Genomic DNA, 24,065 nt, shown 5'->3' with positions numbered 1-24,065 from the left:
TGTCTTCTCGAAATGGATTAACGAATGGCATCGAGCGCCTTCGGCGCCCCGCGCCTGACAGCCCATACAATAAGTATACCGCCGACGATAAGCATCGGGATCGACAGCAGCATGCCCATGGTTAATCCGCCCCAGAGGAAGCCCAGCTGGACGTCCGGTTCGCGGAAGTGCTCGCCGGCGATGCGGGTCAGGCCATAGATCAGGATGAAGGCGCCGAGGATCATGCCGGGCCGCTTCAGCGCGCCAAGGCGGATCATCACGGCGAGCGCCGTGAACAGCAGAATGCCTTCCATACCGGCTTCATAGAGCTGGCTCGGATGGCGCGGCAAATGCGAGGGATCGTTGGGGAAGATCATGGCCCAGGGCAGGCTCGCATCGGTGACGCGGCCCCACAATTCGCCGTTGATGAAATTGGCGATGCGTCCGAGCAGCAGCCCGATCGGGGCGACCGCGGTGGTGATGTCGCCGAGCGACAGGATCGAAATGCCGTTGCGATGGGCAAACCACATCACCGCGACGACGCAGCCGAGGAAGCCGCCATGGAACGACATGCCGCCCTCCCAGAGGCGGAAGATGGCGGCGGGATGATCGATGAAGAAGGGCAGATTGTAGAACAGCACGTAGCCGGTGCGGCCACCCAGGATGATCCCGAGCGTGACCCAGAGAATGAAATCGTCGATCTGCACCAGCGACATCGGCGCGGGGCCGCCCCACAGCCGCTCGTTCTTCAGCAGCGAGCGCGCATAGAGCCAGCCGATGATGATGCCGCCGATATAGGCCAGCGCGTACCAGCGGATCGCGAACGGCCCGATCGCGACCGCGATCGGGTTGAAGGACGGGAAGTCGATGAGCAGAAAGGGCATCGCGCCTGCTATTGCTGGACGAGATTGCGGCGATAGAGCGCCAGCAGGCGCTCCCAATGCCGCTCAGCGGCGTCGCGGTCATAGACCGGGCGCTTGGGAAAGGCGAAGCCGTGATGGGTGCCGGGGTAGATCTCGACCTCGGCTTTCGCGCCGCTCATGCCCTGCTTGACCTTCTCGATGATCTCGGTCGGTGCATAGACATCGGTCTCGGCGCAGGCGAAATAGAGTTCGGCCTCGCTTTTGCTCGCGGCAAGATGCGGGCTGTCGTCCTGCTCCGTCGCGAGCTGCACACCGTAGATCGAGGCGGCGGCCTTGACGCGGTCCGGGAAATGCGTGGCGGCATTGATAGCGTAGCGGCCGCTCATGCAATAGCCGACCGTGCCGATGATTTTGGTGTTCGCGGCCGTCTGGCCCTCGGCATAGGTGAGCAGCGCGCGCGTGTCCTCCATGATCAGGGGAATCGTGAGCGAGCCCATCAGCGCGAACATGCGCTTGCGCTCCGGCGCGTTCGGATCGGCTGGCAGCGCGCCGAGCTCCATCACGCCGGAGCGGTAATAGAGGTTCGGCAGCATCACGTAATAGCCCGATGTCGCGAGCCGGCGCGCCATGTCGCGCAGCTCTTCGCGGATCGCCGGCGCGTCCATGTAGAACAGGATGACCGGGAAGGGGCCGCCGCGCTCGGGATGAACGATGAAGGTCGCGGTGTGCCCGTCCTTGGTGGGAATTGCGATCTGCTGCTCGATCATGTCTTGCGTTCCGCCTTGTGATTCTTGTTATGCAGGGACGTTGAATACGATTGCAAGGAAACCGGGGCATGACAAGGATACCGCCGCGCGGCCCTTGAACCCGCCTCCGCGGATTGCCATTGTCTTATCCGCTGTTCGCGCAAAGTTTATCGCAGGCCGCCAGGAGACCGACATGACCCAGACCACCAACCGGTTTTTCGACGAGATCGGCCGCATGATGAACGATGCCGCCGGTGCGGCCCAGGGCGTCAAGCGCGAGTTCGACACGGTGATCCGGACGCAGGCGGAGAAGTTCCTGCGCGACATGGACCTGGTCAAGCGCGAGGAGTTCGAGGCGGTCAAGGACATGGCCCGTCTGGCGCGTGAGGAGAACGAGGCGCTGAAAGCGCGCATCGCGGCGCTGGAGGCCAAGCTCGGCGGGTAAGGCAGCTCTTTCTTACCCTCCCCTGGAGGGGTCCTGGAGGGGAGGTCGGCGCGTAGCGCCGGGGTGGGGTGATGATCTATCCACTCGGGCACCGCCTCAATGGAGAGACTGTCACCCCACCCCGCTCGCGCGTCGCGCGATCGACCCTCCCCCTCCGAGGGCTTTGCGCAATTGGGATGGCGTGATTCTCTAAGCATGGCTGATTCTGGCGAGGAGAGCCATGGTTGAGCGCAATATCGGTCAGATGAGCTTGGCGGATGGTCTGGTCCAGACGCCGCGAAGCAGTATTCTGGATGAGGTCGAAGCGGTTGTGGATTGGGCGCCGCTGGAGTCGTTGCTGGGCAAGCGGGGCAGCGATGGCGCCGGCAACAGCAGTTATCCAGCGAAAGTCTTGCTGCGCTGCTTGCTCGCCGGGATATGGCACAATCTGTCTGATCCCGCCTTGGAAGCTGCGGTTGCGGATCGGTTGTCGTTCCGTCGCTTTGTCGGTTTGAGCCTGCACGATCAGACCCCGGACCACTGCACGTTGTGGCGGTTTCGGCAGGAACTTGCCAAGGACGGGCTGATCGAGAAGATTTTCGCTGAGATCAACCGGCAGTTCGAAGCCAAGAAGCTGATCCTCAAGCAAGGTACCCTGGTCGACGCCTCGTTGATCCCGGCGCGGGCCAATCCGCCACGCAAGCCGCGCAAGGATGCGGAGGATACGCCGTCCAAACCATCTGCAGATCGCGACGCTCGCTGGGGCCGCAAAGGCAAAAAGAGTGTGTTCGGCTACAAGATCCACACGGGTGTGGATGCAGGCCACACCATCATTCGCCGCATCCATGTGACGGATGCCTCGATCACTGATACCGAGCCGGCGGATTGTCTGTTCTGTGGCGATGAGCAAGCGGTCTACGGCGATCAGGCCTACTACACGCATGCCCGGCACGCGCGCCTTAAAGAAGCTGGCATCAAGGACCGCCTGATGCATCGGCCCAACAAGCATCATAAACTGCGGCCGCGGCAGAAGCTGCGCAACAAGCTGATCGCCAAGGTGCGCGCAGCCGTTGAGCGTCCGTATGCGGTGTTCAAGGAGCACTACGGCCTACGGCGATTGCGCTTCTTCAACTTCGAGCGCAACCAGGTGCACATCGTGCTGGCCTGCTGCGCCTATAGTCTGCGTCGCGCGGCAGGCGCTTTGGCCACACTACGCCAGGAGTCCGCCTGCGCTTGAAATGAGCAAGATGCCGCTCACCGCAGCAGGCTCACGTCAAAAAAAGCCCGCTACGGCCCCCAAAGGCCAGCTCAGACCTTTGCGCAAAGCCCTCCCTCCAGGAGAGGGTAAGAGCAGCCCATTCTCCTTGTCATTTCTGCATCTTCCGGGTAAAAGCCCGCCAGTTCGTGGCCCCCGCACCCCTGGAGGCTTGCTGCGAACGATGCCATGGGCCGCGCTGCGGCCCATTAACTTTTGCAAAAACAAGGACTTAGACTATGGCGACGACCGTCAAGGAATTGAAGGCGACCGCACGTCCGAAGAGCGGCAAGGGGGCCGCCCGGGCTGAGCGTCGTGCCGGGAAAGTGCCCGGAGTGATCTATGGTAACAAGCAGCCCCCGCTCCCGATCTCGGTCGATGATCGCGAACTGCGTCAGCGCATCCTCGCCGGCCGGTTCCTGACCACGCTGGTCGACATCGACCTCGACGGCAAGAAGCACCGCGTGATTCCGCGCGACTACCACCTCGATCCGGTCAAGGACTTCCCGATCCATGTCGACTTCATGCGGCTCGGCGAAGGCGCCACCATCCGCATCAGCGTGCCCCTGCACGTGGTGAAGGCGGAAGGTTCGCCCGGCGTAAAGCGCGGCGGCGCCGTCAACATCGTCGCCCATGCGATCGAGCTCGAATGCGGCGTCGAGAGCATACCGCAGTACATCGAGGCCGATGTCGGCGCGCTCGAAATCGGTCACTCGCTGCATCTGTCCGACATCAAGCTGCCGGCCGGCGTGAAGGCGCTGACCCGCGAGGACGCAACCCTCGTCACCATCGTGCCGCCGTCCGGCTACGCCGAAGAGCAGAAGGCCGCGGCTGCGGCCGCTGCTGGTGGCGCGGCTCCGGCTGCGGGTGCTGCTGCTCCGGCGGCAGGTGCTGCGGCTCCGGCTGCGGGTGCTCCGGCGGCTGCTGCCAAGGCTCCCGCCGGCGGCGACAAGAAGAAGTAATCTCTCAAGGCTGGCGCGCGGTCTCTGATCGCGCGCCGAGCGAAGGGCGCGCCGCGTCATGCGACTCTTTGTTGGGCTCGGCAATCCCGGCGCGAAATACGCACGTAACCGGCACAATATCGGCTTCATGGCCGTCGACGAGATTGCGCGGCGTCATGGTTTCGCACCATGGCGCCGTCGTTTTCAGGGCGAGACCTCGGAAGGCACGCTCGGCACTGAGCGCGTGATCCTGCTCAAGCCCACGACTTACATGAACGACTCCGGCCGCAGCGTTCAGGAAGCCGCAGGCTTCTTCAAGATCGCGCCGGGCGACACCACGGTGTTTCACGACGAGCTCGAACTGCCGCCGGGCAAGGTGCGGGTGAAGATCGGCGGCGGCATTGCCGGGCATAACGGCCTGCGTTCGATCTCCGCGCATATCGGCAACGAATATCGCCGGGTGCGGCTCGGCATCGGTCATCCCGGCGTCAAGCAGATGGTGCACGGCCATGTGCTGTCGGACTTCGCCAAGGCCGACAACGACTGGGTGACGACGCTCTGCGACGCGGTGGCCGAGCATGCCGCACTGATCGTCAAGGGCACGGACGCGACCTTCGCCAACAGGGTGCATCTCGCGATGCAGGCGAAGGGATTTTTGACCAAGGACGAGAACGGCAAGGAATAACGCTCGTGGGATTCAAATGCGGAATCGTCGGATTGCCCAATGTCGGCAAATCGACCTTGTTCAATGCGCTGACCGAGACGGCCGCGGCGCAGGCGGCGAACTATCCGTTCTGCACCATCGAGCCGAATGTCGGCGAGGTCGCCGTGCCCGATCCGCGGCTCGACAAGCTTGCGGCGATCGCCAAATCGGGCCAGATCATTCCGACCCGGCTGACCTTTGTAGACATCGCGGGCCTCGTGCGCGGCGCCTCCAAGGGCGAAGGCCTCGGCAACCAGTTCCTGGCCAACATCCGCGAGGTCGACGCCATCGCGCACGTCGTGCGCTGTTTCGAGGATTCCGACGTCACCCATGTCGAGGGCAAGATCGCCCCGCTCGCCGACATCGAGACCATCGAGACCGAGCTGATGCTCGCCGACCTCGATAGCCTCGAGAAGCGCGTCGACAACCTGACCAAAAAGGCCAAGGGCAACGACAAGGACGCCAAGGAGCAGCTCGACCTCGTCAACCGCACGCTGGTGCTGCTGCGCGAAGGCAAGCCCGCGCGCCTGGTCGAGCGCAAGGCCGAGGAGGAGCGCGCCTTCGGCATGCTCGGCCTGCTGTCGTCCAAGCCCGTGCTCTATGTCTGCAACGTCGAGGAAGGCTCGGCGGCCACAGGCAATTCGTTCTCGAAGGCGGTGCAGGACCAGGCCGCCAAGGAAGGCGCGGTTGCCGTCGTCATCTCTGCCAAGATCGAATCCGAGATCGCGACCATCTCGCGCGAGGAGCGCGCCGACTTCTTGGAGACGCTGGGTCTGGAAGAGGCCGGCCTCGATCGCCTGATCCGCGCCGGCTATACGTTGCTCGACCTGATCACCTATTTCACGGTGGGGCCGAAGGAAGCGCGCGCCTGGACCATCTATCGCGGCACCAAGGCGCCAGGCGCCGCCGGTGTGATCCACACCGATTTCGAGAAGGGTTTCATCCGCGCCGAGACGATAGCGTATGAGGACTATGTCGCGCTCAACGGTGAAGCCGGCGCCCGCGATGCCGGCAAGCTGCGCCTCGAAGGCAAGGAATACGTCGTCGCCGACGGCGACGTGATGCATTTCCGGTTTAATACGTAAGAGGCGGCCCGCGCCGCCTCACCGCACTCCGCCGCCCTGATCCCGGATCGCGCCGAGATGCTCGTTGATGCGGAACACGATCAGGATCAATTCCGCGGCGATGCGCGAGAACACGATTCCGACGACGACGCCCGCGATCGATTCCAGCACGACCAGGAAGCCGGCGAACGGGCTGATCGCCATCGCGGTGAGACCGGCGAAGATTCCGGAGAGCCCGAACAGGCAGATCACGCCGATCACCAGCCAGTAGAAGGTCTTGATGATCGTCGGCGTGATGAAGCGGTCCCATTGAAACAGATCGCTGAATGAAAACATCTCTCTCCCCCGGGCAAATTGCGCTGCGGCCCGCGTCAATCCGACAATGAGGCTGGTCTGGCCCGACTCGCCGAATGTAGCACGAGCCATGCGGACCGGCGGGTTGAGATTGCCGCAAAGTGCGGCCACAATCTGACCTTCCCGCAAAGCATTGCCAAGATGACCCTGACCTTCGAAGATTTCCCGACCGGCCGGTATGGAACGTTCGGCCCGCGCCATGTCACCCGCGACGAGATTTTGGCCTTTGCCGCCGAATTCGATCCGCAACCGATGCACCTCGACGAGGAGGCCGCGGCCAAGAGCATGCTGCGCGGCCTGTCGGGCTCGGGCTGGCACCTCTGCTCGCTGATGATGCGGATGATGGCCGATGGTTTTATCACCCGGGCCGCGTCGCTGGGATCTCCCGGCGTCGACGAGGTGCGTTGGCTCTCGCCGCTCAGGCCGGGTGACGACCTGACGCTCGATGTCGACGTGCTTGAGGCGCGGCCCTCGAAGAGCAGGCCAAACCTCGGCATCGTCAAGTTCAAATGCACGATGCGCAACGCCAGCGGCGAAGCGCTGTGCGAGATGACCTCGCCGATCCTGATCGAGCGGCGCGCGGGAGCGGTCTGATGCGGTTCTTCGAGCAGATCGAGATCGGTCACCGCCGCGAGCTCGGCACCCATACGTTCACGGCGGACTCCATCAAGGCCTTTGCTGCAAAGTTCGATCCGCAGCGCTTTCACCTCGATGAGGAAGAGGGCAAGAACTCGCTGTTCGGCGGTCTCGCCGCATCGGGCTGGCATGTCGGCTCGGCCTGCATGAGTCTTGTTGTCGCCGACGGCCAGCGTCTGGCGCGGGAAGCGGCGGCCTGCGGCGAGGAGGTCGCGGTGTGGGGCCCGTCACCGGGCTTTCGCGACCTGCGCTGGATCAGGCCGGTGCTCGCCGGCGACACCGTCGCTTACGTCAGCGTCGTCATCGACAAGCGCACCTCCGCCTCGCGCCCCGGCTGGGGCATTTTGACCGCCCGCACCACCGGCACCAACCAGCGCGGCGAGGAGGTCTATTCCATCACCGCCACCGCCTTCGTGCCGGCGCGGAAGGGCGGTTAGACCAGTTCCAGGATGAACGGCCGAAATGAGCGCGAAAAACTAGTCAGCCAGTGTTGCCCGCGCGCTATGGACGCGATTCAGGGCTGCTGCCATAAGCCTCCGCGAGATGGCTGGTCTCTGCGAAGCAGCTGCCGGAACCATCGAGTTGCTAACCAATTATGAACCTGTCGCTGTCTATTTGAACGAACTGGGCAGAGGACAGGGGACGAGAACAATGGCAGACCGCGGCGCACTCAAGCTGGTCGGATTTATCTTCGCTACCGCGACGCTGGCCGTGATGCTGGTGGCCGGCATGGTGGTGAAGGGCTACGCCGACGGCGCCTACACCCTGGAAGCCTCGACGGTCGACGCGAGCCGTTAAGGTCTCGTTTACGTTTGGAGGCCGGTATCCGGCCTCATCTCAGCGGCTATAGACGAACGCCAAAATCGCGATCGCAACCGCCAGCAGCCCGACAAAGCGCAGCATGATGGTCCCGAACTGGCTCGGCGCGGGCCGCAGCGGTATCGGGTCCGTGTTATCGGGCCGAATGCTTTCCATCTGAAATGTCCCCGAGCGCGGCCGTAGGCGGCACGGGCGCTTGGCATTGGTCGCAGGGGATGGGCGGAGGGTTCAAGGCCCCGCTGTCATGCTCCGCGAAGGCGGGGCATCCAGTACGCCGCGGCCTCTCCGTATCCTCGCACTGCCTCGGAGTACTGGATCACAGCTTTCGAGCGGCGCATGTGTGCGCTCATCACGCCCCCATGAATCAAAACCGCCGCGCCCCTTCCGGACCGCGGCGGCTGGTGATGCTTGGTAGGTACGCGCGATCAGCTATTGCGCAGGCCGTCGGCGGCGCGCTTCCACTGGGCGACGTTGTCGGCGATCATGCGGGTCGACTTCATCGCGGCCTGGCTGAGCTGGGCGTAGCCGGAGATCTCGCGCTGGACGCGCTGGCCTTCGGCATGGAGCAGGTCGCGCAGGCTCTCGAGCTCGGAGATCAAATTTTCGATCTCGGCGAGCGAGGTGCCGGCGACGCGCTGGATCAGCGAGTTGACGTTGGTGACGGTGGCTTCCGCGCTCGGATCGAGCGGCGGCGCATCGGTCGTGGTGCCCGCGGCCGGCCGGCGCAGATAGGCGATGTCGTTGCGAACGAAATCGCGGATGCCCGCTTCGACTTCCGTCACGGCGGCGAGGTTGGTGTCGACCGTCTCGGTCTCGGTGGTCTCGGTCTTTTCCGGACGCATGGCGTTCATCGTTATTCCCCTGTTCGCGTTGAGCGCAGCGCGAGTGTCCCCCGCACGACGATGTGTGTCAGGCCGATGCATCAGGGCGTCCGATTTTGACCGCAAAGGGGCCGAGATGCGGCAAGGGCGGACGATTCGGGGGTTTTGCCGTGGCGTATGGTTACGAGACTCTAAATAAGGCTCACCAGCTCTTCTTGAAGCCCGCGGTCAGGCTCTTGTTGATCGCGCCCTGCGAGGTCTCGCCGACCGAGCCGGAGACGGTAACGTTGTCGAACAGCTTCTGCTCGGCGCCGAATTTGCGCAGCCATTTGTCGTCGGTGGTCGACATGGTCTGGCCGGCGGTGATGCTGGTGCCCGTGTCGGTGATCGTCACTTTGGCGGATTGGTCGGTCTCGTAATTGCGGGTGATGTGCCCGCCGACGCCGGGCAGCGCCGTCGTGCCCTGCTGGTTGACGCTGTAGCCGTTCCGAAGCGTCAGCGAATAATCGCTCGACAGCGGCACCGATTTGGTCAGCGACGCTCCGAGCTTGCTCTGCTCGGCGCCGGGATCGATGCGGGCTTCGACCGCGGTTTTGTCCCAGACGGGGCCTGCGCCCGGTGCGGTCGCGGCGGCCCAGGCGCTGCCGGAGGATTGCGGCAGGTTGCCGCCATTGGCGGCCTTCTGCGCCATCAGCTCCGACATCGTGGTCGGCTCTTTCGCGACCGTCATGTCGGCGCCGATGCGGGTATCCCAGAACGACGACACCGACTGCTTCACGGTCACGGCCGAGGAGCCGTTGGCGTTGGCGTTGGCCGACCAGTTCAAGCCGTTATTGGCGGCGGCCTGCGCGCGCTTCTTGGCGGCGATGATGTCGTTGAGCGTGCCGGCGTCGATGGCGAGCTGGCCCCAGTCGAGCTTGTCGACGTCGATGCCTTTGAGCACGTCGGGATCGTTGACATCGGCGGTATCAGCGGCCTCGGCCTCCTCGTCAGGCACGGTGGCGGCGGGGGCGAAGGGCGGAATGATCTGCGCCGACGCCGTCAGCACCGAGCCGAAAATGAATGCAACCGCCAGCGGCAGCCTGGTCCAGCCCAAACCTGTCGTGAATTCCATTGCCTTGCCCGCAACCCAGTTCGCGCACACGATGCGGCGGTATCGTTGCAAAATTATGGCGCATGCCGCGACGGTTTGGAAGCGGCCGGACCTTCAGAATAACGAACCAACGGGCCGCGCGGGAAGGCGCGCGCCCGATGACGAGCGTCTCCACGACGGTGTCCGGCGGGGCTGGAGGCCAGAACGCGTCGTGGGAGCATCAATCGATCGGTCCCGAATTGCGGAGCCCGTTGGTGTCCCCGTCAGCCGACGCCGGTCATCTTTGGCAGATGAATGGCGCGGCCGAGTGCCTGCTCGATCAGGTCAAAAGTGTCGATCAGCACACGCATGCTGATCAGCCGGTCCGCCCTGAACTGGGCGAACTGCGCGACGCGCAAGCTGATCGGCTTGTCGGAATCCAGTGCCGTGAGTGAATAGCGCAGCATCGAGGAGGCGGAATCGACCCCCAGCATGATGCTCTCGCGGTCGAAACGGCGGACGCGGAAATTGTCCGCGAGCTGGCGGATGACCTGGAGCACCGCCGCCTTGCCCTGGCGCGCGCCGAGGAACGGAAACATGTCGATCGGGCCGTAAATTGCCCACTCGACATCCTCGTCGATCAGGGCCTCGATATCCTCGAAGTGCCGGTCGTTGATCGCGCGGTGCAACGCACGCGAGAAACGCCAGAGGCTGTGCTCTGTCATCTTGGGGCGTCCTGAAACTGGCTTGCAAAAACGAAAAGCAACCCCATGCGCAGCAATGCGCGGCGGGGCTTGCTCAATTCATTGGTGTACGAACAAATAGGCGATTTCGGCCGAAACGCAAATCACGTTTTTGCAATGCACAAGTGAGCGCACTTTGTGAGATTTACAATAGAACCCCGCATTTTACCGGTCCCGGTGTTTGCCGCTCCGGTGCGGCGTTTGACGAAGTTCGGTCGAAGCAAGCGCTGTTGGAACCGCGATGCGCGCGTGCTCGTTGAGAGGCCGACATTCATTTGGAGACATCGATCCCATGACACGTCCGCACATCGTTCTCGCCGCCGTCCTGCTCTCGCTGGCCGCGGCACCCGTCGCCAACGCCAAGGGCTGCATTAAGGGCGCCGTCGTCGGCGGCGTCGCCGGCCATTATGCCGGCCATCACGGCATGCTCGGCGCCGCCGCCGGCTGCCTCTACGGTCGCCACCACGCCAAGGAGCAGGACAAGCAGCAGCAACAGCAGAGCCAGAGCGGACAGGGGAAGTTGTAGGCCACTGTCATTCCGGGGCGCGCGAAAGCGCGAACCCGGAATCTATTCCGCTCCTTGTTCAGGCACCGGAAATGGGGCGCGAGCCATCTCAACACCGCGACTCCGCCCTCAGTGACCAGCGTCCTACCTCTTCTTCCACCCACCCCGTCGCCCCGGCATCCCACCCGTCGACTTCGGCGTAGGCCCGAACTCCGGTCCTGACTGCCGCGAGTCCGTCGGCTGGATGATCCGGCTCGTGCTGCCGAACGGCTTTGACGGCAGACTCGGGCTCTCGCGGTAGGGCAGGGATTCCGGGCCGTGCATCTCGTCGAGGTGCGGCTTGTGCACCTTTGAGCCGCTGCTGCTGCCACCTCCGCTCGCCTTCAGCGAGGAGCTCACGGTCTTTTTCTTCATGGCGCTAACTGGCAAGTTGGCGGCGTCGCCGTACTTCTTCGTCCCCGCATAGGCGCCGGCCTTGCCTGCGACGGTGCGCTGCTTGGCGGTGGGGTCGTCGACCACGGCGAGCTCGGTCGCGCGCAGGCGCTTGACTTCGTCGCGCAGGCGGGCGGCTTCCTCAAAATTCAGATCGGCGGCGGCCTCGCGCATCCGCGTCTCGAGATCGGCGAGCACGGCTTCAAAGTTGTGGCCGATCGAGATGACGTCGTCGGTCATGTCATGGCCGCCGACCTCGACCAGCACGTGGTCACGCTCGTAGACGGAATTGAGGATGTCGCCGATCTGCTTCTTGACGCTCTCCGGCGTGATGCCGTTGGCGGTGTTGTACTCGACCTGTTTTTCGCGGCGGCGGTTGGTCTCGGCGATGGCGCGCTCCATCGACCCGGTCATCTGGTCGGCATAGAGGATCACCTTGCCGTCGACGTTGCGCGCAGCGCGGCCGATGGTCTGGATCAGCGAGGTCTCGCTGCGCAGAAAACCTTCCTTGTCGGCGTCCAGAATCGCGACCAGCGCGCATTCGGGAATGTCGAGGCCTTCGCGCAACAGGTTGATGCCGACCAGCGCATCGAAGGCGCCGAGGCGGAGATCCCTGATGATCTCGATGCGCTCGATGGTGTCGATATCGGAGTGCATGTAGCGGACGCGAATGCCCTGCTCATGCAGATATTCGGTGAGGTCCTCCGCCATGCGTTTTGTCAGCACGGTGATCAGCGAGCGATAGCCGGCCTGGGCGGTGGCACGGACCTCGCCGACGAGATCGTCGACCTGGGTGCGGGCGGGGCGGATATTGACCGGCGGATCGATCAGGCCGGTGGGGCGAATGACCTGCTCGACGAACACGCCGCCGCTTTCGTTCAGCTCCCAGCCGCCGGGCGTCGCCGACACCGCGACCGTCTGCGGCCGCATCATGTCCCATTCCTCGAAGCGGAGCGGGCGGTTGTCCATGCACGACGGCAGACGGAAGCCGTATTCGGCGAGCGTTGCCTTGCGGCGGAAGTCGCCGCGGAACATACCGCCGATCTGCGGCACGGTGACGTGACTCTCGTCGGCGAACACCAGGGCGTTGTCGGGGACATATTCGAACAGCGTCGGCGGCGGCTCGCCGGGCAGGCGCCCGGTGAGGTAGCGCGAATAGTTCTCGATGCCGGCGCAACTTCCTGTCGCCTCCATCATCTCGAGGTCGAAGGTGGTGCGCTGCTCCAGCCGTTGCGCCTCCAGCAGGCGCCCCTGGTCGTGGAGCTGGTCGAGCCGCATCTTCAATTCGGACTTGATCGATTTGATCGCCTGCACCAGCGTCGGGCGCGGCGTCACATAGTGCGAATTGGCGTACATCTTGATGAATTCGAGCTCGTCCTGCTTGTGGCCGGTGAGCGGATCGAACTCCTCGATGTTCTCGATGGTGTCGCCGAACAGGTTCACGCGCCAGGCGCGGTCCTCATAGTGCGCCGGGAAGATGTCGATGACGTCGCCGCGCACGCGAAAGGTGCCGCGGCTGAAATCGGCCTGCGTGCGCTTGTACTGGAGCGCGACGAGATCGGCGATCAGCTGGCGCTGGTCGATGCGCTCGCCCTTCTTCAGCGCGAAGGTCATCGCGGTGTAGGTCTCGACCGAGCCGATACCGTAGATGCAGGACACGGAGGCGACGATGATGACGTCGTCGCGTTCGAGCAGCGCGCGCGTCGCCGAGTGGCGCATGCGGTCGATCTGCTCGTTGATCGACGAGTCCTTCTCGATATAGGTGTCGGTGCGCGGGACATACGCTTCCGGTTGGTAATAGTCGTAATAGCTGACGAAATACTCGACCGCGTTGTCCGGAAAAAAGCTCTTGAACTCGCCATAAAGCTGAGCGGCGAGCGTCTTGTTCGGCGCCAGGATGATGGCGGGACGCTGCGTCGCCTCGATCACCTTGGCCATAGTGTAGGTCTTGCCCGAGCCGGTGACCCCGAGCAGCACTTGCGAACGGTCGTTGCGCTGGATGCCTTCGACGAGTTCGGCGATCGCGGTCGGCTGGTCGCCGCGCGGCTGGTACGGTGACTTGATCTCGAAGCGCACGCCACCTTCGGACTTCTCCGGGCGCGGCGGCCGATGCGGGGTCCACACTTTCGTGGAGCCGTCATCCCTGCGGAACTCCGGCCGGCCCTCGCGGATCAGCGATTCCAGTGCGTCGGCGGTCGCCTTGACGCCGAGCGCCTCCATCTTGGTGCGCGGCGGACGCGCCAGCGCCTCGGCGTCGTCCTCCTCGGTGGGAAGGCCGAGCTGCCGGGCCAGTTCCGGATCGAGCGTCGGGATCGTAGCCGCGGTTCCGTAATTGGCCTGCGGCGCCTCGTCGAAGCCGCCGCCCTCCCGCGGTTGCGGATCTGGCCGCAGCGGCACCGGCCGATCCTGCGGAAATTCCTTCGGGGTCGAGGCGCGTGCCCGATGTGCGGCGGCCTCGCCGCCGGAGCGGCGGTCGCGCGAATTATCCGGCGGCGGCTGAAGGCCAGTGCCCGATCCAAGCCCGGCATCGCCGCGATTGATCGCGGGATTGAGCAATTCGGCCAGCGCCGGCCCGATCGGCTGCACATCGGGGCGGTGCGCCTTCGAGTTGGGTGCCTTGTTAGCTGCCTTGGATTTGGGGGATTTTGGGGGAGCAGGTTTCTTCGCCATGCCCCGAATATGGGACGAGTCCGTCGCCCAGAAAAGAGCGAAAGCCCGCCTGTGCGCAGGCTGCTGACAGCAAGTTGGCAGCAGGCCTTGGTTCAGTGGCCTTGCGACTACGCCGCCGGCAGTGGCCCGTCGCCGTCCACGACCGTCAGGCGTGGCTCGAGGATGTCGAGATGGATTCCGCCGCAATCGGTGCAGCGCATCGTCCAGTACTCGCACCCGGCGCGGCCGCCGATCACACGGAGCACCGTGAGATCGCCGTCGCATTCGGGGCATATCGCCAGCACCTTGCGCGAATAAATCCGCGGCCGCGCCGTGTCGTCGCATTCGATGACTGACATAAACCGGTGTCCCCCCTGTTACGCCACGCTGTCGTTCAGTTTTGTTGCCGTCTCGGCGGTCTATTCGTCGCTGTCGTCGGCGCGCCGGCGGAAGCGATCGATGTGATGCTTGGCGTCTTCGATCGCGGCGTCGGGATCGGGCCAGGCGAAGCCGACTTCCATGGCCGGAAACAGCACGCCATCGATGGCAACCGGGCTGAAATCGGCGCGCCGGATCCGGGCGTGCCACAGTCCCTTGCCAGCTTCGAAGGATTCGATGTCAAAGCCGTCGTAAATGGTCGTCATTGGTAGTCCCCAAATACTCTCTTGTCGGAGGGTTAGAGGACCACGTTTGCGGATTTCACAATGTGAAGCCGTTCACAAGCCGCCGGCTTTTTCACCGAAAGGGTGATGGTCAGTTCCGTGCGGCGGCGCGCCCGGACCGCCGCGGCCGGACCGCGGGTTCCGCGGCGGAACGCATGATCCAGCGGCGGAACGCGGCAAAATCGCGCTGTTCGGTTTGAAAACTGCGATAGAGCAGATACCAGCGCATGCCCTTGGGCACCGAGAGGTCGAATGGCGCGACCAGGCGTCCCGCGGCGAGGTCGTCGTCGATATAGGGCCGGATGCCCATGGCAATGCCGAGCCCGTCGGCGGCGGCCTGGAGTGCCTGGCCGTAGAACTGGAACTCTGGCCCGCGTGCGTTGATGCGAGCAAGGTTCGCGGCCTTGAGCCAGATCGGCCAGTCCTCCGGCGAATGCGTGACGCGGATCAGGCCGGGCCCTCTGAGATCGGCCGGCCGCTTCAGGCCATTGGCGAGGCGGGGCACGCAGACCGGGGTGAGGTCGCCCGCGAACAGCGGTTCGGCGACGAGCCCCGGCCAGTCGCCGGTGCCGAGCTTGATGCCGCAGCTCCAGTCCTCTCCGAACGGCACCTCGGCACCGCCGGTGGTGAAGCGCACCTCGATGTCGGGCTCCTCGCTGCGAAATTCCGACAGCCGCGGGATCAGCCAGCGCATCGCAAAGGTGTGGCCGACGCCGATGGTGAGCACGCGCACGCTGGACGGTGCCGTCACCTGCGCGGTGAGGCTTGCGAGCGCGTCGAAGATCGGCGTCAGGCCACTTTGATAGGCACGGCCTGCCTGCGTCAGCACGAGCTTGTTGGCCTTGCGCTCGAACAGTGCGACGCCGAGCCGCTCTTCCAGGAGATGCACCATGCGGCTGACGGCGGCCGCGGACACGCTCAGCTCGACACCCGCCGCAGCAAAGCTGCCGGTCCGCGCCGCGGCCTCGAATGCCTTGATGCCGTTGAGAAAGAGCAGCCGCCGCAAACGAATGACCCTCAGGAAAGCTGATGCCAGGCCAAGATAACTCAGTTTGCGAAGATGGGGCAAGGGAGGCACAAGAATGAGAGTAATTCCAAGTTGATTTGTCGACGCGAGGACGCTTCCCGCCTGAGGGCGAGAGCGCGGAGCAGTTTGCGTCCCTTACGCGACCACCACCGGAGACTTTCGTGACGCCCATCATGATCGCTGCCCTTGGATTGCTGATGGTCGCCACCGCGTTCCTGTCGGGGCTGTTCGGCATGGCGGGCGGGCTGATCCTGATCGGCGTGCTGCTGGCGCTGATGCCGCTGCCGACCGCGATGGTGCTGCATGCGATCACGCAGATGGCTTCGAACGGCTGGCGCGCTCTGCTGTGGCGCGCGCATATCCGCTGGCGGCCGGTCGCGAACTATATGGTCGGCGCTGCCATTGCGCTGGCGGCCTGGTCGCTCACCCGCTATGTGCCGGACAAGCCGATGGCGCTCTTGACGCTCGGCGCCACGCCGTTCATGGCACGGTTGCTGCCGACGAATATCAAACCCGATCCGGATCGTCTCTGGCAGGGCACCGTCTACGGCACGATCTGCATGGGCCTGATGCTGATGACCGGCGTCTCGGGACCGCTGCTCGACACCTTCTTCCTCGGCGGCGATTTCGGCCGGCGCGAGAAGGTCGCGACCAAGCGATGTGCCAGCTCGTCAGTCACTTCACAAAACTGATCTATTTCGGCGGCATCATCGACCAGGCCGCCACGCTCGACCCAGTGTTGGCCGGCGTCGCGATCGCGGCCTCCATGCTCGGCACCACGCTGGCGCGACGCATTCTCGAAGCCATGACCGACCAGCAATTCGTGGCTTGGTCGAACAAGCTGATCACCACCATCGCCTGTTATTACATCGCCTATGGCGGCTGGCTGCTGGTTCGTACGCCGGTGCTGGCTGCCTTCGACAAGGGAGGTTTGCAATGAACGAGACGGCCGACCCGCTGGTGCTGGACTTCGTCGAATGGATCGCGCGTGAGCCGCGCGCCTATGCCGAGGTGGTCTCGACCTGGAAGACCTCGTGCCCGCGCCTCACCATCTGGGAGGACGCCGCCGATCGCGGCTTCGTCGCGCGCCAGACACTGCCCGGCATCGGCCTGATTATCGCGGTGACGGAAGACGGCGAAAGGCTGCTGCGAACCAACGGGCGGTGACGTCTCTCAACATCGTCATTGCGAGCGCCAGCGAAGATTCCATGGGGAGTGGATAGCGACCAGATCTGAGGCCAGACTGAGGTTGCTAAATCCATTCAACCTGGAGACGACGATGTTGCTCGATCATCCTTCCGACGGACCGGCCGCTATCCGCACGCAGTTTGGCGCAATTTTTGTGTCATTGGAACTGAGCCGCTCGACATGGCTGGTGACCTCGCTGTCGCCCGGCAAGGGCGAGAAGATGTCCAGACACAGCGTGGAGGCCGGTGATATTGCGGCGCTCTTGAAGCTGTTTGCAGAGCTGAAGCAGAAGGCCCTGGCCCGAACGGGGGAGAACTATCCGATCATCACCATCCAGGAGGCTGGACTGGATGGGTTCTGGCTTCACCGCGCTTTGCAGCAGGAGGGCATTGAAAGCCACGTGGTCGATCCGGCCTCGATCGCGACGCCGCGCCGGCGCCGGCGGGCCAAGACGGACAGGCTCGATGGCGAGACGCTGCTGCGGTCGCTTCTGGCCTACAAGCGCGGCGAGCCGCGGGTCTGCGCGATGGTGGTTGCTCCTTCACCGGAGGACGAGGATCGCCGCCGACTTTGCCGCGAGCGGCGGACATTGATCGCGGAGCGGATCGAGCACGTCAACCGGATCAAGGGGCTGCTGTTTGCACAAGGGATATCCGGCTATGTGCCGCTGCGGCGCGACCGCAAGGCACGGCTCGAGGCCTTGCGCACCGGGGACGGGCGCCCGTTGCCGCAGCATTTGAAGGCGCAGGTCGGCCGCGAGCTCGCCCGGCTCGAACTGCTGCTCGAGCAGATCGCGGCGGTGGAGCGCGAGCAAGAGGCGCTACTGACGGCGAGCAAGCCAACCGGCGAGAAGGCTGCATCGGACCCGGTCACCATGCTGCTCGGCCTGAAGAGCCTGGGCCCGAACTTCGCTGCCGTTCTCTGGACGGAAGCCTTCTGGCGCCAGTTTGCCAACCGCCGCCAGGTCGCCTCCTATGCGGGGCTTGCGGCCACGCCATGGCGCAGCGGCGGTATCGAGCGCGAGCAGGGCGTGTCGAAGGCCGGCAATCCGCGGCTGAGAACCACGATGATCCAGCTCGCCTGGTTGTGGATACGCCACCAGCCCCAATCGGCTCTGACCCAATGGTTCAAGGCCAACAGCCAGCGCGGCCGCAAGCGCGCGATCGTGGCGTTGGCGCGCAAGCTGCTGGTTGCCTTGTGGAAGTATGTCACCCAGGGCGTCGTGATCGAGGGGGCCGTGATGAAGCCTGCCGCCTGAGCCCTCTTCACCACCTCAAAACCAATCTGCCGAGGTCCGATCGAACCTCGGCCGATCCGGGTGGACGAACCGATGGATTGCATGGCTTCAAACGCCGCAACGAAGAATGGCCTCGTCCTCTCGAGCCTGCCCGCCGCAAGCGGAATGTTGGTGCTGTCGCTATCACGCGACGACCGAATGTGAGTTTGATCTGGCAAGCAAAACCAGATTGTCAAAACTGGCTCGAACCTGAGATCGCCTGACGACAAGGAGTTATCCGCCCGACCACCAAAGCCTGATGGCGTGCTCGCTCAAGTCAAGGTCAAGCCGCTTCGCGGCGGCCCTACGGGCCGACCTTGACTCGATCTGCGCGCGCCATCCGAAGGGCCCCATGGTCGGGACGAAGAGCTGGCTGCAATCGAACAAAAAGCTGAACTACCACCTTGACACACCAAATCCCCATGTGAGCAATCCAGAATGTCTCCGCAGCGGCAGACTGGATTGCTTCGCTGCGCTCGCAATGACGGAACACCAAAATGTCGCTCAAACTCTTCGAACTCGTCGGCACCGATGCCTCGCGCCCGTTCAGTCCCTATTGCTGGCGCACGCGGATGGCGCTGGCGCATAAGGGGCTGACGGCGGAATCGCTGCCCTGGCGCTTCACCGAGAAGAGCACGATCGCACCCCACGGCTCGGAGAAGGTTCCGGTGCTGCTGCATCACGACAAGCCTGTGGTCGATTCCTGGGTGATCGCGAATTATCTCGAAGACAATTTTCCGGATCGCCCATCGCTGTTCGGCGGCGAGGGCGGCCGCGCCATGGCGCGCATGCTGAACGCGTGGGGCGACATCGCCATCGTCGGCGGCATCTTTCCGCTGATCGTCGCCGACATCCCCGAGAAGCTCGACGAGGTCGATGCCGCCTATTTCCGCAAGTCGCGCGAGGCGCGCTTTGGCGGCAAGACGCTGGAGGAGGTGATGGCGAGCCGCGATAGCGCTGTGATCGGCTTTCGCAAATCGCTGGAGGTGATGCGGCAGACGTTCAAGACGCAGGCCTATCTCGGCGGGGCCGCGCCGAACTATGCCGACTACATCGTGTTTGGCGGCTTTCAGTGGGCGCGCGTGGTGAGCCCGTTCAAGCTGCTTGAGGCCGATGATCCCGTCTATGCCTGGCGCGAAAGGCTGCTCGATGCGTTCGACGGCATGGCGCGGAAACCGCCCGGATTCGCGGTCTAGGTTTGCGCTGCCTCCGCTGCCGCCTTCCGCAAACACTCCCGGCACAGGCAATCCTCGCCCTTGACCGGCATCGGCAGCTTTGCCGTCTCCTCGGCGCACCAGCATTGGCCGGAGAGGTCGCAGCCGAATTCGGTGCCGCATCGGGAACAGGCGAGGCGGCGCGGTGCCGGTTGCGTGAGCGTGATTTCTTTCGGATTTGTCATGATTTACGCAAAAGCTTCGCCGTCATTTTCATGTCGGGTTCATCTCCGGCTGCGGTATATTAGGCGCCGCACACCGACCAGGGAAGCGGTTGGCACCGCGCGGAGGACAAATCGATGGCCCGCGATTCGCAAGCCGCCCTCGTCGCGCTGAACCGCTTCGGCTTCGGCGCCCGCGGCGGGGCCTCCGGCGATCTCATCAATGCGGCCTCCGATCCCCGCGGCTTCGTGAAGGCGGAACTGGCGCGTCCCCTCGGCGCGCTGCTGGAGGCGCCGGGCCTGCAATCGACGCCGCAGCTAGGCCAAGCCGCGTTCGCCTATCAGGATCAGGTCAAGCAGGCGCGCGAGGTCGCGAAGGCCGCCGCGCCGACCGAAGCGCCGGCGCCGCAGCCGCCCGCCGACCCGAAGCCCGACAATACGTTGCGCCGCAATCTCTCGCTCAACACGGTCATGACCGAGATCGCAGGTCAAATGACCGAGGCCAAACCTGCTGCCGACAACAAGGCCGCCGACAGTGCGATGAAGCCGGACAGCATGCAGCCCAATGCCGCGCCGGCTGCTGCAAAACCGTCGCCGCAGCCGCTCAACGTGATCCAGAAGACCTTTCGCGCTGAGGCACTGGCGCGGCTGCAGCGCGCGATGATGGCCGATTGCGGCTTCACCGAGCGCCTGGTCGTGTTCTGGTCCAACCATTTCTGCATCTCCGCGAGCAAGGGCGAGCTGGCGCGGATGTGGGCCGGTGCGTTCGAACGCGAGGCGATCCGCCCGCATGTGCTCGGGCGCTTCACCGATATGCTGAAGGCGGTCGAGCAGCATCCGGCGATGCTGTTCTTCCTCGACAACCAGCAATCGCTCGGACCGGACTCGCGCGCAGGCCAGAACCGCAAGCGCGGGCTGAACGAAAATCTCGCGCGCGAGATCATGGAGCTGCATACGCTCGGCGTCGGTGGCGGCTATACGCAGGAGGACGTTACCTCGCTCGCGCGGATCATCACCGGATGGACCTTTGCCGGCCGGCAGGGGCAGCTCGGGGCGCCCGGCTCGTTCGTCTTCAACGCCAACGCGCACCAGCCCGGGCCGCAACGGCTGCTCGGCAAGACCTATGAAGCGACTGGCCTTGCCCAGGGCGAAGCCGCGCTCGCCGACATCGCGCACCATCCGTCGACCGCGAATTTCATCGCCACCAAATTCGTCCGCCACTTCGTTGCCGATGATCCGCCTCAGGCCGTGGTTGCGCGGTTGCGCGATGTCTTCATCAAGACCGACGGCGATCTCAAGGCGCTTGCCACCGCGCTGGTCGACTCCAACGAAGCCTGGAAGGCGCCGCTGACCAAGATGCGCTCGCCTTACGATTTCCTGGTCGCGAGCGGCCGGCTGCTTGCGCGCGTGCCGGAGGATCCCGGTGGCTATCTCGGCAATCTGAACCTGCTCGGCCAACCCCTGTGGACGCCGGCCGGACCGAACGGTTTCCCCGACACGTCCGCGGCCTGGGCCGCTCCGGAAGGCATGAAGCTCCGGCTCGACATCGCTTCGCAGATGGGCGCGCGGCTCGGGCCCAACATCGATCCGCTCGACTTGCTGGAATTCGCTGCAGCCGATGCGGCGTCAATCGAGACGCGGCGGACCATCGAGCGCGCGGAATCGCGCCAGCAGGCCTTGGCACTGCTGCTGATGTCGCCGGAATTGCAGAGGAGATGACGATGATCGACTGCGTCGAAAACCGGCTCCTCACCTCGCGCCGCGGCCTCCTGCTCGGCGGCGCCTCCTTTGCGGCCTGGGCCTATTTGCCGAAATTCGCCCGCGCCGCCGCCGATGGGCGCGATCCCCGCCTGGTCGTGGTGATCCTGCGCGGTGCGCTCGACGGGCTCGCGACGGTCGCGCCGGTCGGCGACCCCGACTATGCCGGCCTGCACGGATCGATCGCGCTGACCGCCGATGGCGCGCATCCCGCGCCGATGCTCGACAGCTTCTTCGCGCTGCATCCGTCGATGCCGGAATTTGCGCGGATGTATCGCGCGCAGCATGCTGCGGTGATTCATGCCGTCGCGACACCCTATCGCGATCGCTCGCATTTCGACGGCCAGGATGTGCTCGAGAGCGGCTATGCCGGCCCTGGCCGCGTGCAGTCCGGCTGGCTCAACCGCGCGCTGGAAGCGCTGCCGCGCGGCGAGCGCGTGTCGAGCGGTCTCGCGGTCGGCCCCACCACGCCGCTGGTGCTGCGCGGCAACGCGCCGACCGTTGGCTGGGCGCCGGTCGCGCTGCCGCAGGCCGACGACGACACCGCGATGCGGCTGGTCGAGCTCTATCGTCACCGCGATCCCGCTTTGGCCTCCGCGCTGTCGCAGGGCCTTCAACTGGAAAAGGCCGCGAGCGGCGATGACATGAAGCCGAAGCCCGGCAATGCCGTGGCGCAGATGCGCCAGGTCGCGCGCGGCGCCGCCAAGCTGATGGCCGCCGATGATGGTCCGCGCATCGCCGCACTCGCATTTGACGGTTGGGATACGCATGCCAACGAAGGCGGTTCGGTCGGACGTCTCGCGTTCCTGCTCGGCGGTCTCGACAGCGCGCTCGCCGAATTCGAAAGCGGCCTCGGCGACCGCTGGCGCGACACCGTCATCGTGGTCGCGACCGAATTCGGCCGCACCGCGCGTATCAACGGCACCGATGGCACCGACCACGGCACGGCGACCGTCGCCCTGCTCGCCGGCGGCGCGGTCAAGGGCGGCCGTGTCATCTCCGACTGGCCCGGCCTCAAGCCCGCCAACCTCTTTGAGGCCCGCGACCTCAAGCCGACCACCGATCTCCGGTCCGTGATCAAGGGCGTGCTGCAGGGCCAGTTCGGCCTGTCCGATCAGGTGCTGGCCCAGACAGTCTTCCCCGACAGTGCCGCCGCGCGCCCGATGAAGGGGCTCGTGGCTTAGCAGCCGCCGGCGTCATTCCACGCCCGCGCCTTGCGGCGCGTCGCGGAATGACGACATGATGAGCCGAGCATCAGGAGACCACTCGCATGTACATCGCCATGAACCGCTTCCGCGTCGCCAAGGGATCGGAGGCCGCCTTCGAGCAGGTCTGGTTGTCGCGCGACACCCATCTGGACAAGGTGCCGGGCTTCGTCGAATTCCATCTGCTGCGTGGCCCCGAGCTTGAAGACCATACGCTGTATGCCTCGCACACGGTGTGGGCCAATCACGCGGCGTTTGACGCTTGGACAAAGTCGGAGGCTTTTCGTGCGGCGCATCACAAGGCCGGCGACAACAAGCCGCTTTATCTCGGCCATCCCCAATTCGAAGGCTTTGAGGTGATGCAGACGGTGGGACGCGGCGCCAAGTAGCGCCGCGCCGCAGAGATCAGCCTTTGGTGATCTCATCGATCTCGGCGAGATCGTCCGCGCTGAGCTGCCAGGCGATCGCCTTGACGTTCTGCTCGACCTGCTCGACGCGGGTGGCGCCCGCGATCACGCTGGACACCTGCGGCCGTGCCGCGAGCCAGGAGAAGGCGAGCTCGAGCATCGAATGGCCGCGCGCCTTGGCAAAGGCCTGGAGCTTCTCGACGATGTCCTCGTTGCGCGGCGTGACGTAGCGGTCGCGCAGCGCCGGCGCCTTGCCGAAGCGCGTGTCGGCGGGGGCTGCTGCGCCGCGCTGGTATTTGCCGGTCAGCAGGCCGCTCGCGAGCGGGAAGAACGGCAGCAGGCCGAGCTTGTATTCCTGCGCGGCCGGCAGCAAATCCTTCTCGATGTCGCGGACGACGAGGCTGTACTCGTCCTGCGCCGAGACGAAGCGGCTGACGTTCATCGCGCGCGCGGTGAACTCGGCCTCCGCAATGCGCCAGGCCGGAAAATTGGAATGGCCGATGTAGCGGACCTTGCCCTGGCGGACGAGATCGTCGAGCGCGCGCAGCGTCTCCTCCATCGGCGTCAGCGAATCGTAATCATGCTGCTGGTAGAGATCGATGTAGTCGGTCTTGAGCCGCGTCAGGCTGGCTTCGACCGCATTCATGATGTAGCGGCGCGAGGCGCCCTGCTTGGTGCCGTCGGCCGCCATCGGCTTGGAATATTTGGTGGCGAGCACGATGTCCTTGCGGCGGTCGCCGAGCACGGTGCCGAGCACTGTCTCCGAGCCACCCTGGCCGGCGTAGATGTCGGCGGTGTCGAACAGCGTAATGCCGAGATCGATCGCGCGGTGGATCACCTTGCGCGAAGTTTCCAGATCAGTGCGCTGGCCGAAATTGTTGCAGCCGAGCCCGACTGCGGACACGCGCAAGCCGGAGCCGCCGAGATTACGAATTTCCATGGGAGATCCTGTCAGAAAAAGCAGGCGCCCATTGTGACCGCGGTGCACCGCACCGGCAAGCGGCTGGCCGCGTTGCAGCCATGCTGAAAGGAACTGCGGACAAAAAAATGCGGCCCCTGTCAGACGCGGCGACTGACGGGGACCGCTTTGGGGCGTTTGATCGGTGACGGGGGCCTGATCAGACGCAACCGCAACTTAGTCCCGGTGTGTTACGGGCCAGT

Annotated in this window: 28 protein-coding genes and 1 pseudogene; 16 read left to right on the top strand and 13 right to left on the bottom strand. The window is 64.7% G+C overall.

Annotated elements, in window-relative coordinates; translation table 11 throughout:
- Positions 1-17 precede the first annotated feature (17 nt).
- Positions 18-863: a prolipoprotein diacylglyceryl transferase gene (gene lgt, locus JJC00_RS33875; protein WP_200470090.1), complete on the bottom strand. Its 846-nt coding sequence runs from the start codon at positions 861-863 to the stop codon at positions 18-20.
- Positions 864-871: 8 nt separating this feature from the next.
- Complete coding sequence (locus JJC00_RS33870) at positions 872-1,609, bottom strand: dienelactone hydrolase family protein (protein WP_200470089.1); 738 nt, start codon at positions 1,607-1,609, stop codon at positions 872-874.
- Positions 1,610-1,781: 172 nt separating this feature from the next.
- Here JJC00_RS33870 and JJC00_RS33865 point away from each other — a divergent pair, with 172 nt between their 5' ends.
- From JJC00_RS33865 to ychF, 5 genes are all read left to right on the top strand, one after another.
- Positions 1,782-2,033 carry an accessory factor UbiK family protein gene (locus JJC00_RS33865; RefSeq protein WP_200470088.1) on the top strand — a complete coding sequence of 84 codons (252 nt, stop codon included), beginning with the start codon at positions 1,782-1,784 and terminating at the stop codon, positions 2,031-2,033.
- A 220-nt stretch (positions 2,034-2,253) separates the two neighbouring features.
- The gene (locus JJC00_RS33860; protein WP_200470087.1) at positions 2,254-3,249 is read left to right on the top strand and encodes an IS5 family transposase; all 996 of its coding nucleotides are present in this window, start codon (positions 2,254-2,256) and stop codon (positions 3,247-3,249) included.
- A gap of 257 nt (positions 3,250-3,506) precedes the next feature.
- Positions 3,507-4,229 (top strand): 50S ribosomal protein L25/general stress protein Ctc, encoded by a 723-nt coding sequence (locus JJC00_RS33855; RefSeq protein ID WP_200470086.1) that lies wholly within the window; start codon positions 3,507-3,509, stop codon positions 4,227-4,229.
- Positions 4,230-4,287: 58 nt separating this feature from the next.
- On the top strand, positions 4,288-4,893 hold the full coding sequence (gene pth, locus JJC00_RS33850) for an aminoacyl-tRNA hydrolase (RefSeq protein ID WP_200470085.1): 606 nt from the start codon (positions 4,288-4,290) through the stop codon (positions 4,891-4,893).
- A gap of 5 nt (positions 4,894-4,898) precedes the next feature.
- On the top strand, positions 4,899-5,996 hold the full coding sequence (gene ychF, locus JJC00_RS33845; protein ID WP_200470084.1) for a redox-regulated ATPase YchF: 1,098 nt from the start codon (positions 4,899-4,901) through the stop codon (positions 5,994-5,996).
- A gap of 18 nt (positions 5,997-6,014) precedes the next feature.
- Here the strand turns inward: ychF and JJC00_RS33840 are convergent, their stop codons facing one another.
- Entirely contained in the window at positions 6,015-6,311 is a 297-nt protein-coding gene (locus JJC00_RS33840) for a DUF4282 domain-containing protein (RefSeq protein WP_045003742.1), read from the bottom strand.
- 159 nt (positions 6,312-6,470) lie between these two features.
- On the opposite strand from JJC00_RS33840, the gene JJC00_RS33835 reads away from it, so the two are divergent.
- The 3 genes from JJC00_RS33835 to JJC00_RS33825 all read left to right on the top strand — a co-directional run bounded on the left by JJC00_RS33835 (position 6,471) and on the right by JJC00_RS33825 (position 7,763).
- On the top strand, positions 6,471-6,923 hold the full coding sequence (locus JJC00_RS33835; RefSeq protein ID WP_200470083.1) for a MaoC family dehydratase: 453 nt from the start codon (positions 6,471-6,473) through the stop codon (positions 6,921-6,923).
- On the top strand, positions 6,923-7,402 hold the full coding sequence (locus JJC00_RS33830) for a MaoC family dehydratase (RefSeq protein ID WP_200470082.1): 480 nt from the start codon (positions 6,923-6,925) through the stop codon (positions 7,400-7,402). The genes JJC00_RS33835 and JJC00_RS33830 overlap by 1 nt, the downstream gene beginning before the upstream one ends.
- 214 nt (positions 7,403-7,616) lie before the next feature.
- Positions 7,617-7,763: a hypothetical protein gene (locus tag JJC00_RS33825; protein ID WP_164938884.1), complete on the top strand. Its 147-nt coding sequence runs from the start codon at positions 7,617-7,619 to the stop codon at positions 7,761-7,763.
- Positions 7,764-7,802: 39 nt separating this feature from the next.
- Here the strand turns inward: JJC00_RS33825 and JJC00_RS33820 are convergent, their stop codons facing one another.
- The 4 genes from JJC00_RS33820 to JJC00_RS33805 all read right to left on the bottom strand — a co-directional run bounded on the left by JJC00_RS33820 (position 7,803) and on the right by JJC00_RS33805 (position 10,402).
- Positions 7,803-7,940 carry a hypothetical protein gene (locus JJC00_RS33820; RefSeq protein ID WP_200470081.1) on the bottom strand — a complete coding sequence of 46 codons (138 nt, stop codon included), beginning with the start codon at positions 7,938-7,940 and terminating at the stop codon, positions 7,803-7,805.
- Between the two features lie 269 nt (positions 7,941-8,209).
- Positions 8,210-8,635, bottom strand: a complete 426-nt coding sequence (locus JJC00_RS33815; RefSeq protein WP_200470080.1) for a hypothetical protein — start codon at positions 8,633-8,635, stop codon at positions 8,210-8,212.
- Positions 8,636-8,807: 172 nt separating this feature from the next.
- On the bottom strand, positions 8,808-9,719 hold the full coding sequence (locus tag JJC00_RS33810; RefSeq protein WP_200470079.1) for a hypothetical protein: 912 nt from the start codon (positions 9,717-9,719) through the stop codon (positions 8,808-8,810).
- A gap of 242 nt (positions 9,720-9,961) precedes the next feature.
- Positions 9,962-10,402, bottom strand: a complete 441-nt coding sequence (locus JJC00_RS33805) for a nuclear transport factor 2 family protein (protein WP_200470078.1) — start codon at positions 10,400-10,402, stop codon at positions 9,962-9,964.
- A gap of 310 nt (positions 10,403-10,712) precedes the next feature.
- Between JJC00_RS33805 and JJC00_RS33800 the strand changes: the two genes are divergently transcribed.
- A complete protein-coding gene (locus JJC00_RS33800) occupies positions 10,713-10,946 on the top strand; it encodes a hypothetical protein (RefSeq protein ID WP_200470077.1) in 234 nt (77 codons plus the stop codon).
- A gap of 123 nt (positions 10,947-11,069) precedes the next feature.
- Here JJC00_RS33800 and uvrB read toward each other — a convergent pair whose 3' ends face one another.
- From uvrB to JJC00_RS33780, 4 genes are all read right to left on the bottom strand, one after another.
- On the bottom strand, positions 11,070-14,027 hold the full coding sequence (gene uvrB / locus JJC00_RS33795; RefSeq protein ID WP_200470076.1) for an excinuclease ABC subunit UvrB: 2,958 nt from the start codon (positions 14,025-14,027) through the stop codon (positions 11,070-11,072).
- A gap of 107 nt (positions 14,028-14,134) precedes the next feature.
- Positions 14,135-14,365 (bottom strand): hypothetical protein, encoded by a 231-nt coding sequence (locus JJC00_RS33790; RefSeq protein WP_200470075.1) that lies wholly within the window; start codon positions 14,363-14,365, stop codon positions 14,135-14,137.
- 60 nt (positions 14,366-14,425) lie between these two features.
- Complete coding sequence (locus tag JJC00_RS33785) at positions 14,426-14,650, bottom strand: hypothetical protein (protein WP_200470074.1); 225 nt, start codon at positions 14,648-14,650, stop codon at positions 14,426-14,428.
- 109 nt (positions 14,651-14,759) lie between these two features.
- Positions 14,760-15,674: a LysR substrate-binding domain-containing protein gene (locus tag JJC00_RS33780; RefSeq protein ID WP_200470073.1), complete on the bottom strand. Its 915-nt coding sequence runs from the start codon at positions 15,672-15,674 to the stop codon at positions 14,760-14,762.
- 182 nt (positions 15,675-15,856) lie between these two features.
- Here JJC00_RS33780 and JJC00_RS33775 point away from each other — a divergent pair.
- From JJC00_RS33775 to JJC00_RS33760, 4 genes and pseudogenes are all read left to right on the top strand, one after another.
- A pseudogene (locus tag JJC00_RS33775) lies at positions 15,857-16,635 on the top strand (TSUP family transporter).
- Entirely contained in the window at positions 16,632-16,862 is a 231-nt protein-coding gene (locus JJC00_RS33770) for a hypothetical protein (protein ID WP_200470072.1), read from the top strand. The pseudogene JJC00_RS33775 and the gene JJC00_RS33770 overlap by 4 nt, the downstream one beginning before the upstream one ends.
- 112 nt (positions 16,863-16,974) lie before the next feature.
- Complete coding sequence (locus tag JJC00_RS33765; RefSeq protein ID WP_200467696.1) at positions 16,975-18,141, top strand: IS110 family transposase; 1,167 nt, start codon at positions 16,975-16,977, stop codon at positions 18,139-18,141.
- A gap of 515 nt (positions 18,142-18,656) precedes the next feature.
- On the top strand, positions 18,657-19,355 hold the full coding sequence (locus JJC00_RS33760; protein ID WP_200470071.1) for a glutathione S-transferase family protein: 699 nt from the start codon (positions 18,657-18,659) through the stop codon (positions 19,353-19,355).
- On the opposite strand, the gene JJC00_RS33755 is transcribed toward JJC00_RS33760, so the two are convergent.
- Positions 19,352-19,558, bottom strand: coding sequence for a cysteine-rich CWC family protein (locus JJC00_RS33755; protein ID WP_200470070.1), 207 nt, complete (start codon positions 19,556-19,558; stop codon positions 19,352-19,354). The genes JJC00_RS33760 and JJC00_RS33755 overlap by 4 nt on opposite strands.
- A 114-nt stretch (positions 19,559-19,672) precedes the next feature.
- Between JJC00_RS33755 and JJC00_RS33750 the strand changes: the two genes are divergently transcribed.
- The 3 genes from JJC00_RS33750 (at position 19,673) to JJC00_RS33740 (ending at position 22,886) form a co-directional block, all read left to right on the top strand.
- Positions 19,673-21,253 carry a DUF1800 domain-containing protein gene (locus JJC00_RS33750; RefSeq protein WP_200470069.1) on the top strand — a complete coding sequence of 527 codons (1,581 nt, stop codon included), beginning with the start codon at positions 19,673-19,675 and terminating at the stop codon, positions 21,251-21,253.
- A 2-nt stretch (positions 21,254-21,255) separates the two neighbouring features.
- Positions 21,256-22,476 (top strand): DUF1501 domain-containing protein, encoded by a 1,221-nt coding sequence (locus JJC00_RS33745; RefSeq protein WP_433996468.1) that lies wholly within the window; start codon positions 21,256-21,258, stop codon positions 22,474-22,476.
- 86 nt (positions 22,477-22,562) lie between these two features.
- Positions 22,563-22,886, top strand: a complete 324-nt coding sequence (locus JJC00_RS33740; RefSeq protein WP_027534263.1) for an antibiotic biosynthesis monooxygenase family protein — start codon at positions 22,563-22,565, stop codon at positions 22,884-22,886.
- 16 nt (positions 22,887-22,902) lie between these two features.
- On the opposite strand, the gene JJC00_RS33735 is transcribed toward JJC00_RS33740, so the two are convergent.
- Complete coding sequence (locus tag JJC00_RS33735) at positions 22,903-23,844, bottom strand: aldo/keto reductase (protein WP_200470067.1); 942 nt, start codon at positions 23,842-23,844, stop codon at positions 22,903-22,905.
- Positions 23,845-24,065: the final 221 nt, after the last annotated feature.

It is taken from the genome of Bradyrhizobium diazoefficiens (assembly GCF_016616885.1).
Lineage (GTDB): Bacteria > Pseudomonadota > Alphaproteobacteria > Rhizobiales > Xanthobacteraceae > Bradyrhizobium > Bradyrhizobium diazoefficiens_F.
Note: the sequence above shows the minus strand (reverse complement) of the source record. Positions and strands in the feature narration are given on the sequence as shown.